Source organism: Mesobacillus jeotgali, assembly GCF_002874535.1.
GTDB classification, from domain to species: domain Bacteria; phylum Bacillota; class Bacilli; order Bacillales; family Cytobacillaceae; genus Mesobacillus; species Mesobacillus jeotgali.
Genome location: NZ_CP025025.1, coordinates 4,014,165 through 4,030,642, shown reverse-complemented (window position 1 = coordinate 4,030,642; position 16,478 = coordinate 4,014,165). Strand labels below are relative to the sequence as shown.

10 protein-coding genes are annotated in these 16,478 nt (G+C 38.7%); 5 read left to right on the top strand and 5 right to left on the bottom strand.

Going from position 1 to position 16,478, the window contains the following annotated elements; genetic code table 11:
• The first annotated feature begins 138 nt into the window (after positions 1-138).
• From galE to CD004_RS20265, 4 genes are all read left to right on the top strand, one after another.
• The gene (gene galE / locus CD004_RS20280; protein ID WP_102264411.1) at positions 139-1,149 is read left to right on the top strand and encodes a UDP-glucose 4-epimerase GalE; all 1,011 of its coding nucleotides are present in this window, start codon (positions 139-141) and stop codon (positions 1,147-1,149) included.
• A 234-nt stretch (positions 1,150-1,383) separates the two neighbouring features.
• The gene (locus CD004_RS20275) at positions 1,384-3,174 is read left to right on the top strand and encodes a cell wall-binding repeat-containing protein (protein WP_102264410.1); all 1,791 of its coding nucleotides are present in this window, start codon (positions 1,384-1,386) and stop codon (positions 3,172-3,174) included.
• A 156-nt stretch (positions 3,175-3,330) separates the two neighbouring features.
• Positions 3,331-5,568 carry a cell wall-binding repeat-containing protein gene (locus CD004_RS20270; RefSeq protein WP_102264409.1) on the top strand — a complete coding sequence of 746 codons (2,238 nt, stop codon included), beginning with the start codon at positions 3,331-3,333 and terminating at the stop codon, positions 5,566-5,568.
• A 184-nt stretch (positions 5,569-5,752) separates the two neighbouring features.
• On the top strand, positions 5,753-8,227 hold the full coding sequence (locus tag CD004_RS20265) for a S8 family serine peptidase (protein ID WP_102264408.1): 2,475 nt from the start codon (positions 5,753-5,755) through the stop codon (positions 8,225-8,227).
• Between the two features lie 35 nt (positions 8,228-8,262).
• Here CD004_RS20265 and CD004_RS20260 read toward each other — a convergent pair whose 3' ends face one another.
• The 5 genes from CD004_RS20260 to CD004_RS20240 all read right to left on the bottom strand — a co-directional run bounded on the left by CD004_RS20260 (position 8,263) and on the right by CD004_RS20240 (position 14,833).
• On the bottom strand, positions 8,263-9,447 hold the full coding sequence (locus tag CD004_RS20260) for a glycosyltransferase family 4 protein (RefSeq protein WP_102264407.1): 1,185 nt from the start codon (positions 9,445-9,447) through the stop codon (positions 8,263-8,265).
• Positions 9,444-10,835 (bottom strand): O-antigen ligase family protein, encoded by a 1,392-nt coding sequence (locus tag CD004_RS20255; RefSeq protein WP_102264406.1) that lies wholly within the window; start codon positions 10,833-10,835, stop codon positions 9,444-9,446. The genes CD004_RS20260 and CD004_RS20255 overlap by 4 nt, the downstream gene beginning before the upstream one ends.
• Before the next feature lie 82 nt (positions 10,836-10,917).
• Positions 10,918-11,721 carry a glycosyltransferase family A protein gene (locus tag CD004_RS20250; protein ID WP_102264405.1) on the bottom strand — a complete coding sequence of 268 codons (804 nt, stop codon included), beginning with the start codon at positions 11,719-11,721 and terminating at the stop codon, positions 10,918-10,920.
• Positions 11,722-12,145: 424 nt separating this feature from the next.
• Positions 12,146-12,901 carry a PIG-L family deacetylase gene (locus tag CD004_RS20245; protein WP_102264404.1) on the bottom strand — a complete coding sequence of 252 codons (756 nt, stop codon included), beginning with the start codon at positions 12,899-12,901 and terminating at the stop codon, positions 12,146-12,148.
• Between the two features lie 12 nt (positions 12,902-12,913).
• Complete coding sequence (locus tag CD004_RS20240) at positions 12,914-14,833, bottom strand: cell wall-binding repeat-containing protein (protein WP_102264403.1); 1,920 nt, start codon at positions 14,831-14,833, stop codon at positions 12,914-12,916.
• Positions 14,834-15,031: 198 nt separating this feature from the next.
• On the opposite strand from CD004_RS20240, the gene CD004_RS20235 reads away from it, so the two are divergent.
• Positions 15,032-16,354, top strand: a complete 1,323-nt coding sequence (locus tag CD004_RS20235; protein ID WP_158651606.1) for a cell wall-binding repeat-containing protein — start codon at positions 15,032-15,034, stop codon at positions 16,352-16,354.
• Positions 16,355-16,478: the final 124 nt, after the last annotated feature.

The window sequence follows — 16,478 nt, the reverse complement described above, 5'->3', positions numbered from 1 at the left end:
AGAGAGGACCGTTGATTTATTCAACGGTTCTTTCTAATTTTTTACTATTTATATTACTCCTTTGATTGGGGAAGGATTCAATTTTCGGTATATGATGGTATAATACTATATAATATTCAATCATTAGGAGGAACGACATTGGCAATCCTAGTAACTGGCGGAGCTGGCTACATTGGTACCCATACTTGTGTAGAGCTGCTTAATGAGAATCACGAAATTATCGTGGTTGACAATTTTGATAATAGTAAACCTGAAGCTTTAAAAAGAGTTAAAGAGATAACGGGACAGGATTTTAAATTTTATGAAGTTGATTTATTGGATCGTGAAGGTTTGCGAAAGGTTTTTGCAGAGAATGACATCGATGCGGTAATTCATTTTGCTGGATTAAAGGCAGTGGGGGAATCCGTTTCTATTCCACTAAGGTACTATCACAATAACATTACAGGGACGCTTGTTTTATGTGAGGTCATGCAAGAGTTCAATGTTAAGAAGCTGGTATTCAGCTCATCGGCAACTGTTTATGGAATGCCTGAGGAAGTTCCGATTTCTGAAAGCTTCCCTCTAAGTGCCACAAACCCATACGGGCGTACTAAGCTGATGATCGAGGAGATTTTAAGGGATCTTTATGTTTCCGACGATAGCTGGAGTATAGCCCTGCTTCGTTACTTTAATCCGATAGGCGCCCATGAGAGCGGAAGGATCGGCGAAGACCCAAATGGAATCCCGAATAACCTGATGCCTTTCATTACGCAGGTCGCTGTCGGCAAGCTGGATGAGCTGAAGGTATTCGGAAGCGATTATCCAACAGTCGATGGTACTGGTGTCCGTGACTATATTCATGTTGTCGATCTTGCCAAAGGCCACTTAAAAGCAGTGGAGAAAGTATTGTCAGCCACAGGGGCAGAAGCCTATAACTTAGGAACAGGAACAGGTTATAGTGTTCTTGAAGTAGTGAATGCTTTTGAAAAAGCATCAGGAAAGAAGATTCCCTATAAAGTAGTTGATCGACGTCCTGGTGATATTGCCGAGTGTTACGCAAATCCTGACAAGGCAGCTGAAGAACTAGGTTGGAAAGCAGAAAAGGGAATCGAGGAAATGTGTAAAGATTCCTGGAAATGGCAGTCCAATAATTTGAATGGTTATGAATAAGAATAACTCTTAAAACCGGCTAACTGCCGGTTTTTATTTTTGTGAAATAAGTAAATGACTAAGTAGAATTATCATGAACATAAATAATGCTAAATAATAAAGCAATACAGAACTATTTTAAAATAAAAATATGGAAACAAATAGGTAGAAATGGTAAATTAGTTAGGGGGGTATAAATAGGTATTTGGAATTAGAGATTAATATTATTTAAAGGTAATAGTACGGAAAGGAAGTATGATGATTAAAAAGACTAGCTTTGCTTTGTTTATTTTATTAGTAATGTTTACGACAAGTGCTTATGCTGCAACAGAACGCATTCAAGGAAATGATCGATATCAAACCGCCGTGGAAATTTCGAAGGCAGGCTGGGAGGTATCCGATATTGTCGTTCTTGCAAAAGGTACGGATTTTCCAGATGCACTGGCCGGTGGACCGCTTGCGTTTTATAATGATGCTCCAATCTTATTAACAGATTCGGACAGGCTGCCTTATGTCACGGAAAAGGAAATTATAAGATTACATACAAAAACTATTATTATTATAGGCAGCGAAAGCGCAGTATCAAGTAAAATTTCTAATAGATTGATAGATTTGGGATTAACGGTTCAGAGAATCGGAGGAAGAGACAGATTTGAGACAGCAGCGTTAATTTCACAATTAATCCCTTCAAATCAGGCTATTATTTCAAATGGTCGCAATTATCCTGATGTTTTATCAATAGGCTCATATGCTGCCAAGAATAATATACCAATTCTTTTAACCGAGAAGGATCGTTTGCCAATACATACTGAGAAAGCATTACAGGATAAGATAAGCATTTTGGTCATCGGTGGAGAGAAAGTGGTGGAAAAGGCAGTTGTTTCAAAGCTTGCCAAACATAATCCTGTTCGTATTGGTGGCTCTGATCGATATGATACCGGAAGAAAAATCATGAACGAGCTTCAGCTTTCAAATGAGACGGCGTATTTGGCAACGGGAGAAAATTTTGCAGATGCTTTGGCCGGATCCGTTCTGGCAGCTCGGACTAATGCCCCAATATTATTGACCAAGACTAGTGTGATTCCAACTCCTACGCGTGCCTTGTTACCAGAATTCAATGAGATTAAGATCTTAGGCGGACAAGGAGCAGTTCATGAAAATGTGAGAAGAACGATTGATGGAGAACCACTTATCCTTGATAATCCTATGGTCAACACAATAACTGATAATGTGTTTAAAATAAGTGGAAGTGCAACAGCTAACACCAAACTAACCATCAGAAGGAATAATAAAGATTTCAAAGTTGTTAATGTACCTGCTAACGGGAAGTTTTCGATATCGATTCCTCTCCAAAAAAGCGGTACGATGTTCAGTTTCTTCATATTGGATGGTGAAGGGAATAAGAGTGAGACTGTAAATGTGCAAGTAAAAGCTCACAGTAATCCTTCCAAAAAGCTGCTGTATGCTCCACTAGTAAAACAAATGCCTGAGCTTCCAAGAGGCTGTGAGGTTACTAGTTTGTCAATGCTACTTCAATATACCGGAGTTAAGGCAGATAAGATGAAGCTAGCAAGAGAAGTAAGGAAGTCGCCGACTCCTTTAAGGTGGATAAATGGGAAAAAGCATTTTGGTGACCCAAATGAGGGATTTGTAGGTGATATGTATTCCTTCAGTAAGCCGGGGTTTGGTGTTTTCAATAAACCGATCGAAGAGCTGGCCAATAAGTATCTCCCTGGGAGAGTCGTGAATTTATCAGGAGGTTCTTTCGATCAAGTACTGGATTATGTAGCAGCTGGACATCCAGTCTGGGTGATAACTACTAGCTGGTTCAGCTATGTTCCTGACCGCTATTGGGAAACGTGGTATACACCTAATGGTCCTATCCGAATTACAATGAAAGAACATTCCGTCCTTATAACAGGATACGACAGTCAATATGTATATTTCAATGATCCGCTTGATACGTATATCAATAAAAGAAAACCGTTAAAGAGCTTTATCCAGGGTTGGGAGCAGTATGGAAAGCAGGCAATAAGCTACTACTAAAAGTCAAATCAGAATGAGACTGGAAGCCAGGAACCGTTATAAATATCACGGTTCCTGGCTTTTTTAGGTCTAATAGCATGGTTTATTGGTCCGATTGTTCACTCAGATTGAATTCTCTAGAATGAATACTAGACTACCAAGATCGGAGTGAACTAGATGAATAGGTGGAAAGCAATAGTATATTTGATTGCTTTGATCATGCTCATGCCAATATTTCCACAAAATGTGGTTGGAGCTGAATCAAATGCTGTGAATCCGATACAATGGTCCTCCTTCAACAATGGGAATCCAAATGATTCAGAAGCGCTTAGAATAAAAGAAATTCTCCTTAATACGAATAAATATGGGCTATCAACATGGTGGAACGAAGTTCGGGATTTTGATAGCCAAAGCAGTACCTACTTGCAGTTTGGCGGTGTTCTGGAACATGAAATTCGGCATCCGTCTGCTATGTCATTAGGAATGGCCACATCACTTGCATTTGGGCTTTATGACCCAGAGGTTACAGGTGTAGCAAAAGAAGAAGCTGTAAAGAAAACTGTCAAGCTAGTAAGTTCTCTATCATATAGACATAAAGCAAATTCTCCTGGTGGCTGGGGAAGCCACTGGCAATCAGCGCATTGGGCGAATTTTTCAGGACTTGCAGGTTGGCTGATATGGGATAAACTTTCTGCCGCAGAGAGGGAATATGTCAGGAAGATGGTTGAGTATGAAGCTAACCGCTTAATTCTTTATCAAGTACCATATTGGAAGGATCCAGCAGGGAATACCGTTTATAAGGGTGACACAAAAGCGGAAGAAAATGCATGGAACTCTCAAATTCTGCAGCTGGCTACAGCAATGATGCCTAATCATAGCAATTGGAAATTATGGATGTCCAAAAATCTAGAATTGATGATTTCATCTGCAGCTATGCCATCTGACTTAAAGAATGAAACTGTAGTGAATGGAAAGTCAATAAAAAATTGGATTAGTGGGACCAATATCAATCAAGATGGAACCGTCATAAATCATGGTTTTATTCATCCCGATTATATGGAATTTATTGCGTTCAATAATACTTCTGCTTTGCATTATACACTGGCTGGCATGCCAACACCGGAAGCAGCATTCTTTAATTCGGATATCGTATATAAAAGTCTGGTAGATGTACCATTTGATTCACAAGATTATCTGCCCCCAGGAGGGACTATATATAGAGAGGGTTCTTCTGACATTTATTACCCTGAGGGGAATGATTGGGGTAATGATCGGAGAATGCAATTTGCAACACTGGATATCTTTGCGAACGAGTTTGGTTTCGATGGGCTGGCGAGCAGGAAAGGTGATTACTGGGAGCCGCTTCATGCCCAGAAAGTCCTTGATATGCAAAATCGCCATTATGATGGCCGAACTTATGCCGCTCATGAGGAAGATACTTATCGAGGAAGAGAAGAATGGGTGGCACATCATGCTGCCTGGGCATGGATTGCCAAATGGGTCGGACATAGTGGAGAGTTCCACCAGACGAATGCATCATTCGGACCTACTTATACCCGGGTAGCGGGCGCTGGAAGATACGAAACAGCTGCAGAAATCTCTTCTACAGGCTGGGCACACGCAGATACAGTTCTGATTGCCAGAGGAGACAACTTTCCGGATGCGCTGTCGGGCACTCCGTTAGCTTATCAGTTGAATGCTCCTTTGCTACTGTCAGAAAAAGATTCCTTGCCGAGTGCTACGATTGCCGAGATTTCTCGACTAAATGCTGAAAAGGCAGTGATTTTGGGTGGGAATTCTGCAATTGATAAGGCAGTTCAAGATAAATTGGTCTCATTAGGACTAAAGGTGGAACGTATAGCCGGGGGGAACAGGTTTGAAACTGCTGCGAAAATCTCCAGGTTAATTGATAATCCTTCGGGTAAAGCTTTTGTCGTTAATGGACATGACTTTCCAGATGCACTTGCTGCTGGAACTATAGCAGCCCAAAAAGGATATCCCGTCCTTCTAGTGGAAAAAGAAAGGGTCCCTTTTCATACAGCTCAAGTTTTAGATAAGAGTACTGGAGCATATGTAGTTGGTGGGAAGGCGGTCATCGACGAAAGAATATTATCAGGGATTCCGGATTCGGAGAGAATTGCCGGAGCAAATAGATATGATACAGCGGCGAAGCTGTTCAATAAATTCAACCTTTCCTCAAAAGAGGTAATGGTGGCTAACGGAACAAGTTTCCCCGATGCACTATCAGGAGCAGTGCTAGCTGCTAAACAAAACAATAATTTACTACTTGTAGAATATAGCAGAGTTCCATCGGAAGTGGATGCCGTGTTAAAAGAAAATGGATTACAGCACTTCAATGTACTAGGTGGACAGCGTGTTATTGACCGTCAAGTGGTCAGGTTGCTAATGGAATAACTTGAAAGAGGGGACCACTTATTGGTCTCCTCTTCTTTCTTTACCTTTAAGAAGGTATAAGAGTTGACTTTAAAAGTGTGATAGAATTAACTGGAAATACTATTTTATATGAGCTGTGCATATATAGAATTAAAATAGAATAATAATCTTTAAACTCTTAATTTTTAATAAAGGGGAATGCCCTATGAAGCGGAATAGGAAATATGCTTTATTCATCGTGACTTTATTGATCCTGGCTTTTTCATTTGCTTCCAACCATGAAGTTCTTGCTGGGGAGAAGTTTTCGAAGCAATCATTTAAAAGGTTAAGTTCTACGACGGAAATCACAAATAATATTCATGGGCGACAGATTTTAATAAAGTTAAAAAATGGGAATGTTAATCTTGAGAGTCTTGGTTTAATAGAGAAGGAATCACCGACTGCTCTTGATAGCAGAGGCATCGTCATTGTTGAAGTTCCAGTTCACTTTAGCTATCAAAAAATGTTAGATAAGTTAGCGCAATATCCTGGAATTGAATATGTAGAACCCAACTATCTATATGAGCATTTGAATGTATCTGATGATCCTTTTTTTAACGATCAATGGCATATACCTGCTTTGAATATTCATAATGCCTGGGGATATATACAAAACCCTCACCCTGTAAGAGTTGCAGTGCTTGATTCTGGAGTGGATCCACATTCTGAACTTGCAGGAAAGGTGCTTCCTGGTTATGACATTCCAGCGAATACTCCCTTTCAGACGGATCTAATCGGCCATGGTACAAACATTGCAGGAATCATTGCCGGAATAAAAAACAATGGAATCGGTATAGCGGGGATTAATGAGAATGTAGAAATCCTTCCCGTGAAAATTACTGATCAAACCACGATTCAGTTGACTGATGTTATAGAAGGCATTTACTATGCGATTGATAACAAAGCTCAGATCATTAATATGAGCTATGGTTCTGAAGAGGGGAACCATATGGAATACGATGCTCTCAAGGAAGCTTATATAAAGGGGATTACTTTGATAGCTGCTACTGGTAATGATTATGGAGCTCCAGTAGCCTTTCCGGCAGCATATCCATTTGTTATTGGCGTGGGAAGTGTAGACCAAGAGGGAAAACTCTCAGCCTTTTCTAACTACGGTGATTCATTGGATCTTGTAGCTCCAGGAGAAGGAATTGTATCGACAGGTCTTCGCGAAGAGTATGAGTTTGTGGATGGTACGTCTTTTTCAGCACCAATCGTATCTGGAATTGCTTCCATGTTGCTGAGCCAAGACCCGAAATTATCTCCATCGGAAATAGAGTGGAAATTAGAGAATTCAACGGAGCGTAGTTGGACTGAAACCAAGGGCTTTGGACAAATTGATGCTGTTAAAGCACTTCTAATGCCTAACCCTTCATTACACGACGATGTGGGAAACTCTGTGAGTCAGGCCAGATTGATAAAGGTAGGCCATACATACGAGGAAAGCATCCAAATTCCCGATGATGTGGACTACTACAAGTTTGTAAATAATGAAGTCAGTGATTTATCTTTTCAAACCACTAGTCCCGCTTCCCACGACATTAAAGTTACAATAAAAAAAGTAGCCAATGGGCATACAGAATGGGAAGAAATAATGGACAATCTGGGCATCGGTGGAACAGAAAAATTATCATTGAGGGTTAATCCGGGTACTTACTATATTGAAATCAGCGATTTTAACTACAGATGGTCAAAGAACCGGTACAAGCTGAAAGTATCTTCGAGCAGTTATCATCGTATTGAAGGGAGCAGCCGGACTCAAACAGCTGTTAAAATTTCCAGGAAAGGCTGGCCAAGTGGATTAACACATCAAGAAAAATCAATCATCCTTGCAAGAGCAGATAATCCAGCAGACGCACTGTCTGCTGCAGGGATTGCTGCCATGAAGGATAGCCCGATCCTGCTAACTTTCCCTAAACAGATTGATACTGTTACACTTGATGAAATTTCTAGACTTAAACCGGAAAAAATCTATCTATTAGGCGGTAAGAATGCCATTGATAGGTCTGTAGAAATATTACTTAAGAATAAGGGGTATACCGTTCAACGTATAGATGGAAAAGATAGGTTCGAAACGTCCGTTAACATTGGCAGAGCTGCTGGGTTAACTAATCAAAATGAAGCAATCATCGCCAATGGGATCACAGTTGCTGATGCCCTTTCAGCTTCCAGTATTTCGGTGAGCAAGCATATTCCAATTTACCTTTCACAAAAGGAAAAAATTCCAATGCAGCTGCCAGAGGCTATTAAGAAAGTGTATATTCTTGGAGGTGAAGCTGCTATCAGCAATCAAGTTGAAAGTGACTTGAAGCGTAAGGGAATCGAGGTTGTCAGAATAGCTGGACATAGCCGCTATGATACAAATATTAATACGATAAAAAAACTTACAAATCCAGATACATTGATACTTGTGAGAGGCACTTCAGTGAAAACAGATTATGAGGATTATCCAGATGCTGTTACGGCTTCAGGGCTTGCAAATCGCAGGAATGGGGCAATTGTTCTGGTAAATCCATTAAAAGTAGAAAACGTTACGAAATCATATGTATCGAGTCGTTCATATCCCATCTATGCTCTTGGGGGAGAAAAGGCTTTGCCTGGTGGACAATTGACTCATCTAGGATTGAAAATAGCAAAATAAAACGAAGAAACCCTTGCATTTCGCAAGGGTTTCTTCTATTTCCTTTTTTCACTTTTTATTTCAAGTATGGCTGTTTCATACTTTTTGGCATTTGCCTTCCAGGTGTAGTGCTTTTCAATAAAATCCCTTGCGTTGAAGGCCATTTGGCCACGAAGCTCATCATTATCAGCAATCTTTTTAATTGCTTCAGCAAGGTGGTCGTTCGTGTTTTCTTCTAGAAGTATTCCGTTGTAACCTGTTTCAATTAACTCTTTACATTGACCGAGGGCAGGAGCTACAACCGGTTTACCCATCGCCATATATTCAAAGATTTTAAGTGGAGAGAAGTGGAAAAACTCAATATCCTTATATGGTGCAATCGCAATATCCATAAGGTTAAGAGCACCTGGAATCTCTTTATGGTCAAGAAATCCTGTTATTTTAACATATTCAGTAAGTGATAGCTCATTTATCTTATTTTCGAGACGCTCTCGCTCATTACCATCTCCTATTATCAAGAAGCGAAGATTCGGTATATGTTTGAGCAAATCTGGAAGGATATCTATTCCTCTTTCAACTCCGTGCCAAGATTTTAAACTACCCAGGAAGCCAATGACCACGTCATTTTCCCATTTTTCCTTTAGCGGGACTAGGAAATCAGGAGCAGGGGCATCGAGACTGAATTTATCAATATCAACACCATTTGGCACAACAATAGTTTTGGATACATCATAACTATTTTCCGCAAAGTATCTTTTCAGTTCATTAGATACGACAGTCACAGCATCAGAACTTTTGAACACTTTCTTTTCAAACCAATTCAACAAACCTTTAATATAGAAACGCTTCTCAAGATCTCTTTCAAATACAACAGAAGCATTCACCTCGTAAATCACGGGAACATTCATTAGTTTACCAGCTATAATGGCTGATAGATCATAAGGGGAATATCGATTAATAACACAATCGGGTTTGTGTTCCTTAATAAGCTTGGTCAGTCTCAATACCCTTGGGATATTCATTGCAACTGATCTTGCTTCCCTTAAGATTAATTTGAGCTTATTGCTCTTTTGTTGAAGCTCCTTTGTCCGCTGGATATTGGAGGCTTGATTTTGCTTGCGCAATGATAATTCAACAGGGATGACTTCATGTCCCAACTGTTCCATTGCTTCTATAAATTCACTTGCGTGTACTTGTGAACCTTCTCCTGATGAAAACCAGGAAAGATAGATTATTTTCATATACTTTCTTCCTCATCGCTAATAAATTTATTGAACATTAGCCCGATAATGATAAATAAAACGGTGATTGATTGAAGATTGTACCAAACCTCAGCAACCATTCCCATTACTGCATAACCGACGATTGTAAGGTTTATAGCCAATCCAAGAAATTGTTTTGACTTATTTTCTTTAAGGATGGAGTAAAAAGTCCTTGCATAAATGTATAGATACATGCCGGCTAGAACTAAAAGGCCTAAAACACCATATCTTGCCAAAGTATAGAGGTATGAATTATCTGCAAAACGGACAAATCCTTCTTTCATTGGACCTGAGCCAATGATAGGGGACTCCTTGAACTTCTCCAGATTTAGATTCCAATAGTAATATCTGTTTTTAAAAGAACTTACCGATTCAACACTTCTCTTAAGTCGCTCATCGTCTTCTTCGGAATTCGAGTTGTCACCATCTTCGCCTTCTGAATCTTCTCCGCCTTCACTTGGAGCATTTGCGGAAAGTCCGGAAATGATTTGATCTGCAGCATAGTCAAGGTATGGAACCTTAGGGATGACTACGAGTGCAAGCATGGCAAAGATACCGAGTACGATTAGACCTTGAGACAGAGACTTGATAAAAGTACCTTTTCTTAAAACGAGTCTTAACAGTAGCCAGTAGACAATAACTCCAGCTGTAATAATGACAGCTGTTCTAGAAGTAGTAAAGAATACACTTAGCAAGCTTAGAGTAATAAAGCCATATACAATAATCGGATTCGTTTTGTAAATTGTCATATATGAAAGGACCAATGCGACAACAATGATCAAGAAAGATCCATACATATTCGGATTCTGGAATGTACTTGTCACTCTATGCTGATGGTCAATCATCTTATATAAGCTTTCACTTTGTGTATATAATAAACCGATATGATTATTAATATTAAAGATATTAAAGAATTGCAGTATACCGAATATCTCAATCGCTAAGATAAAAAGGAAAATCGGAAAGAAAAGTTGTTTAATTGATGGAACTTTGACTTCTCTTGCGATTAAATAAAATGAAATATAAAAGGCATATCGATATAGTTCAATAAAGTCACCCAGCCCTGCCTTCGGTAATGCTATAATTCCATACACAGTGGAAATAATGAGTGAGAGGGCTCCTAGTGATAGAAAAATTGTTACATAATCTGGTTTTTTGTCTAAATAGTAGAGGTTATTTGGACTTTTCAATAACCAGTCTTTTGTCATGATGAGCAAAACGACGAAACTGATTAGTAAGATTATGATGGGAATGATCTTAACTGAAAAAGCACCGAATAATATGCCTGGTGCCGGTTTAAACATCAGTAAAGCAATCAAAACAAGGAAAATCAATTTATGTTTTTTTGTTAACTCATTAGTCTGCATGTTATTCTCCCTATTAAATTATTTTTATAATATACAGTTCATACTGTTTAGGTTTTGTAATCTAATTGAAGCCCAATTAAAATTAACTTTTATTATAACGAATCGTTTCATTTAATGATGATATTAAAAGCTTGGCCTTATTTTCTCCTTGGATTAAGTTGTACTTTTTGAAAAAGAACAATGTAATTAGTGCCAGGGAAACCGGTGTATTGTACATCCGTTTGAACATAGGCCCCTTACCCAGAACCGTTTTTGTATTCAGTCTTGTAACGATATCTTTCTTCTCGTGGTAAACAATCAATTCTGGTTCATAAGCAATTTGATACCCTAAAGAATATAAATCAAACAAGAGAATGTTTTCCTCTCCTGACGGATACTTCGCGCCAAGGCCAAACTCCTCATCAAAATGAAGATGTTCTTTCTTTACCTTTTTTAAGTCAATGAAAATCTCAATTGATGACTTGGACCACAACCCTCTTTTGGAAACCGTTGGCTGGGCTTCAGCAGGGTAATTCTTTAAATACTCGTTTTTATCAGGGTCAAACATTTGAAAACAAATAATTCCTGCAGTGGAATTTTTAAAATAAGAATGCACTTTTTCAAAACTGTTATTCAAATACCAACAATCGTCGTCTGAAAAAGTGACTATATCGCCGGAAATATAGTTCAAGCCCACATTTCGGGCATGTGATAAGCCCTTTTTATTAATGTGAATATGCTTATGTGAAAAATTATAGTCAGAAAGGAGATTCTTTATTTTCTCTTCGTTGTCCTGAGACACAAGAATAACCTCGAAATCACTATTTGATTGATTTTCCAGACTATCGAAAAGGCGTATGAGTTCCATTTGACGTGTCCCTAAAGTGGGAACAATAACACTTATCATTAAAAATCACCCTGTTTTTTATTTTTAGATAATTGCTGTTTTCGAAAAGGTTGTTGTTATAATCCTAAAGCCGATTTTAACGTAATATTAGGCATTTTGCAGGTCGGTATTAAGTTTGCATGCTCTTCTCTTATAAAACAGTCAACTTTTCGAAGAAAAATAGGTCATTCAATCCTAATTAGTAGTCAATAGCAACAAAGTTTTGAGAAAAGAGCCTAAATAAAATACTAGATATCTTAATTTGAAACAAAAAGTATTATAACATACTTATTGTTTATGATTCGTTTTTAAGTAATTTGTAAAGAGAAATTAACGTTACAATTTTTAATGATGGTTCCTGAGTTTCAAATAATAAAAATCATAACGAAAACACCCGGCCAATCAACATAAAAGAACCTGTTAATTGACCGGGTGATTTAATATTTTATTGGTTGGGATAGTGGTATTTACCTCTTGGATCTTCTAGCAGTTTTTTGAAATCATAGCTTACAGATGTATTGCCAATAGCGTATCTTTTATAAGCAGGGTCCCATAAAGAATAAGCCAGGATGGCTCTTTCGATAAAAGTATCGTAACTAGAGTGATAATCCTCATATTCACCTGGCCACAAATGGCGTTCAACATTTTGTATATAGAACTTTGTCTCGCTCAGCATACCGAGGTTATACAAATTCAGAAGAGCAAGACCGGAATTCCGGTGGTCAATGTGGTCGTCATGATAGCTAAAGGCTGTATGTTCAGCGGATGGGAATTCGGCCTTGAAACGGCGAATGACTTTTTCAATTTCTCCTGCATTGGTGGCTCCATCACGCATATATTCGAAATGCATATTTCTCCGTTTAATGCCCAGGGCTTTAGCGGACTCTACAAATTCACGAAAACGAGCCCTGGAAAAGTCCTTTACTGTTAATGGTGAATATGCTTCTTCATTCAACCGTTTATTAACCGTGTTAATCGCTTTTGAAGATGCGCCGTCTGTTAAAAGAACAAGGTGAACTTCATACCCTCGTTGCACATAGTGAACGATTGAGCTTCCCATTGTCAGAAGCTCGTCATCCTGGTGAGAGACATAGAAGATAACAGTTTTACTCTCATTTAGTTCTTCAGCGAGTGCTGCATGGTTTGGTAAAAAACAGAGCAGCAACATAATAACAATCATTAGTTTGTTTTTTAGTAACATTTTAATACCTCATTATTTTAAATACTCATTTAGATTATAGATAACAGAATCATTAACCACGGCACTACCGCCGAACACTGTGAAGTTATTGATCGGATAGGTTTCAAAAGTCTTCCCGGTTTCAGCCGGAACTTTATCCGGCCCTACTAACAGTAAAGGAGAACCTTGCTTGGCCGCGAGCACTGATCCTGTTAAAGCATCGGCAAACCCAAATCCGTTTGCAACATATACATTTTCCGTATTTAATTTTAGCTTGGAGACGATTTTTGCTGCGGTATCGAAACGGTTATTCCCGCCAATTCTGACAGGATTGTACCTGTTGAGCTCCGAAAACACATCCTTCCCGATAACGGATTCTCCGCCAATCACCAAAGTCTCTGTCTTACCCTCTAATCCTTTTTTAGTATAGAAGGGCAGACTTTCCTTTTCTGTCAGCAGTATAGGGTAGCCTTTTTGAGCAGCATAGGATGCGATTGATAGCGCATCTGGAAAGTTATGCGCAAATGCTATGATAGCTTTTTCGGGATTGCCTGTAATTTTTTCAGATATTTTATATGCCGTTTCAAAACGGCTGTTACCGGCTATACGTTCAACACTTTCAACCACTTCTTTGAGTGATTGCTCCACCTGAGGAGAGATTGCCCCGGATCCTCCAAGGATCACTACTTTTTTTGCCCCCAGCCTTATAATCTCTTCTTTTGTAATTGGAGTTAACTTTTCTTTCTCGGTTAAAAGAATTGGCGACCCCATTTTGTATGCAAGAGGTACTCCTGCCAATGCATCCGGAAATGAATCTCCTTTGGCGATAAACACCGTATTAGCCTGGGACCATCCTGAACGGGAGATTTCGACTGCTGTATGGTATCTGCTGTTTCCTGCTATTCTATTTTCGTCAAACGTAAGGTATGAAATCTCGTCGTACTGAACTTCAACTCCTCGGGATTCCAGAAGATTAATAGTATCAAGGGCATCAGGGAACAGTGGATTTCCCTTCAAATTTACTGATCCGTGCTGTATGTTCCTTAATGCTCTTATATCTGTAATCTTATTATTGCTTAAGTCTATGTATCCCCCGGTTACATTAGTTAGTGCGTTAATATCGATAATTCTATTGTTCATCAAGTTTAAATAATGAACATCCTCTGGGTTCAGGTTTAATCCCTTCAGAGATGAAATTAAATTATTACTCGCTTCTATATCAGTTAACTGGGTTAACTGTGCAAGTGATGAAAGGCTTGAAACCTTATTACTGTTAATGTTCAACTTTCTTAAATTGGTGAGTCCTGATAAAGGTGCAAGACTTCCAATTGTGTTATTTGCAGCCTCAAGTGTCGACAATTTACTAATAGATTCAAGACCCTTAAGGGAGTTTACTAGATTATTGCTAATATCCAGAGAGAAGCTGTTGTTTATTTCTGTAATTTCTACATTCAATAGAGAAAGAATGCTTTGTATTTTATTGTTGCTCAAGTTAAGGTTGCACGAATGACAATTAAACCTCAGGCTTTGAAGAGGTGAAATATCAGTTAATAGATTTTGGTTAAGTCTTAAATCTTGAATATTATTCAATTTGGCCAGTGAACCTATATCCTGTATTGAATTTCTGGATAGATCCAGAATCTCTATCTGATTGAGATTGCTGATAGGGGCAAGGTCCGATATGAAATTATCTGAGAGATATAATTCAGTGGCCATTGTCAGGTTTTCAAGTCCGGCTATATTGGCGACCCCTATCCAACTGGCATCGAGGTCTGTCAGCGTACTAATCCAATTGGCTGTAAATTCTGGGTTGCGTTCATTTATTTCAGCTAGAGTCAATCTTAAATTTGGATCGGGAATTAGAAGTTCCTCTGCAGAGGCAAATCTATTATTATGTGAATACGAAGCGAATACCAATGGCAAAAGTAATAGAATTAACGAAATTTTTTTCATAGCTTATGTTTCACCTTTCGACTGAATTTCCTTGGCAATTATACTACCATTTTACATTTAATGAAATGTTTTATAGTTTTCTGTTAATAATTAACAAACAAAAAGAGGTTTAATGTCGCAAATGTAATATTTTTGTAAAATTGTAGGAAGGGGATAAATGATAGAATGGACGAAAGAAACATCGAAGGGAGTCCCATAATGACTTTGAATTTTATGCGTAAGGGCTTGCAATTAGGTTTTTTGACCTTTCTTGTTACATTAGGATTTGTTTTTTTGGATACTGACCGTGGACATGCTGTCGAAATAGATAGGATTTATGGACAAAACAGATATGAAACTTCTATACATATATCACAGAAGGGATGGTCGGAAGGGGCAGAGACAGTAATTTTTGCTGTAGGAAATAACTTTCCGGACGCTCTTGCAGGAGTACCGCTTGCACATAAGTTAAACGCTCCGATGTTGCTGACGGATAAAGATTACTTGCCTGTCAGTGTAAAAAAAGAAATTGGTCGATTAAACGCTAAGAAGGCAATTTTACTTGGTGGATCACAGGTCATTTCTTCCAAGGTTGAGGCAGAACTTGATGCTCTTGGACTTTCAGTCACCCGTTATGCGGGGAAAAATCGCTTCGAAACAGCTGCTCAAATAGCTAAGGAAGTAGGCAATGGAAAGGCTGTTATAGCAAATGGGTATTCTTTTCCTGATAGCCTTGCGATTGCTTCTTATGCAGCAAATAATCAAATCCCGATTTTGTTAACGAATAAAGATAATTTGCCACAAGAAACAAAAGAAGTAATAGGAAACTTTAAGGATACGCTGGTTATTGGCGGAAGTGCGGTAGTAAGGGATAACGTCCTTGGGGATTTGCCGAATCCAGAAAGAATTTCCGGGTCTGATCGATATGATACAGCTGCAAAAATTGTTGAATCATTATTTGAACCAACTTTGGAAAAGTCCTTCATGGCAACAGGCGAAAGCTTTGCGGACGCTCTGACAGGGTCAGTATTGGCTGCTAAATATAATCGGCCAATGATTCTGACACGTTCTTCTAATTTATCCTCTTCAGCGTATGACCTGATACAAAAGAAAAATGTTGAAAGGCTTACGGTTATTGGAGGGGCAGGTGTGGTATCTGATGCCGCACTTAGTAAATTGAATTTAAATGTGGACAAAATAATAGAAACTGCAAAATCCTTACAAGGAACCAAGTATGTATGGGGTGGAACAACGACACAGGGGTTCGACTGCAGTGGATATCTGAATTATGTATATGATGCACATGGTATAAATCTTCCTCGGACAACTGCTGATATTTGGAATAGCGGTGTAAAAGTGGACAAGCCGGAAGTGGGAGATATCGTCTTTTTCGAAACGTATCAACCTGGCCCTTCCCATGCTGGAATTTATATTGGGAATAATTCTTTCATTCATGCAAGTAGTTCCTACGGAGTAACGATCACAAGTATGGACAATGTTTACTTCAAGCCTAGATACCTTGGTGCAAAAAGAGTATTTTAATAGTTTAAAGGTTAAAGCTAATCTAGCTTTAACCTTTTTTTTGTGAGAATAATAATAAACTATGTCAAATAATTTGCACTCGATTTTACCCATTGGATAAAAGTACCAACAGCTAATTTGGACT

Coding starts and splice junctions, on each gene's coding strand:
- CD004_RS20255 (WP_102264406.1), bottom strand. CDS start 10,835: ATGCAGACTAATGAGTTAACAAAAAAACATAAATTGATTTTCCTTGTT.
- CD004_RS20235 (WP_158651606.1), top strand. CDS start 15,032: ATGACTTTGAATTTTATGCGTAAGGGCTTGCAATTAGGTTTTTTGACC.
- CD004_RS20260 (WP_102264407.1), bottom strand. CDS start 9,447: ATGAAAATAATCTATCTTTCCTGGTTTTCATCAGGAGAAGGTTCACAA.
- CD004_RS20240 (WP_102264403.1), bottom strand. CDS start 14,833: ATGAAAAAAATTTCGTTAATTCTATTACTTTTGCCATTGGTATTCGCT.
- CD004_RS20250 (WP_102264405.1), bottom strand. CDS start 11,721: ATGATAAGTGTTATTGTTCCCACTTTAGGGACACGTCAAATGGAACTC.
- CD004_RS20265 (WP_102264408.1), top strand. CDS start 5,753: ATGAAGCGGAATAGGAAATATGCTTTATTCATCGTGACTTTATTGATC.
- CD004_RS20270 (WP_102264409.1), top strand. CDS start 3,331: ATGAATAGGTGGAAAGCAATAGTATATTTGATTGCTTTGATCATGCTC.
- CD004_RS20275 (WP_102264410.1), top strand. CDS start 1,384: ATGATGATTAAAAAGACTAGCTTTGCTTTGTTTATTTTATTAGTAATG.
- CD004_RS20245 (WP_102264404.1), bottom strand. CDS start 12,901: ATGTTACTAAAAAACAAACTAATGATTGTTATTATGTTGCTGCTCTGT.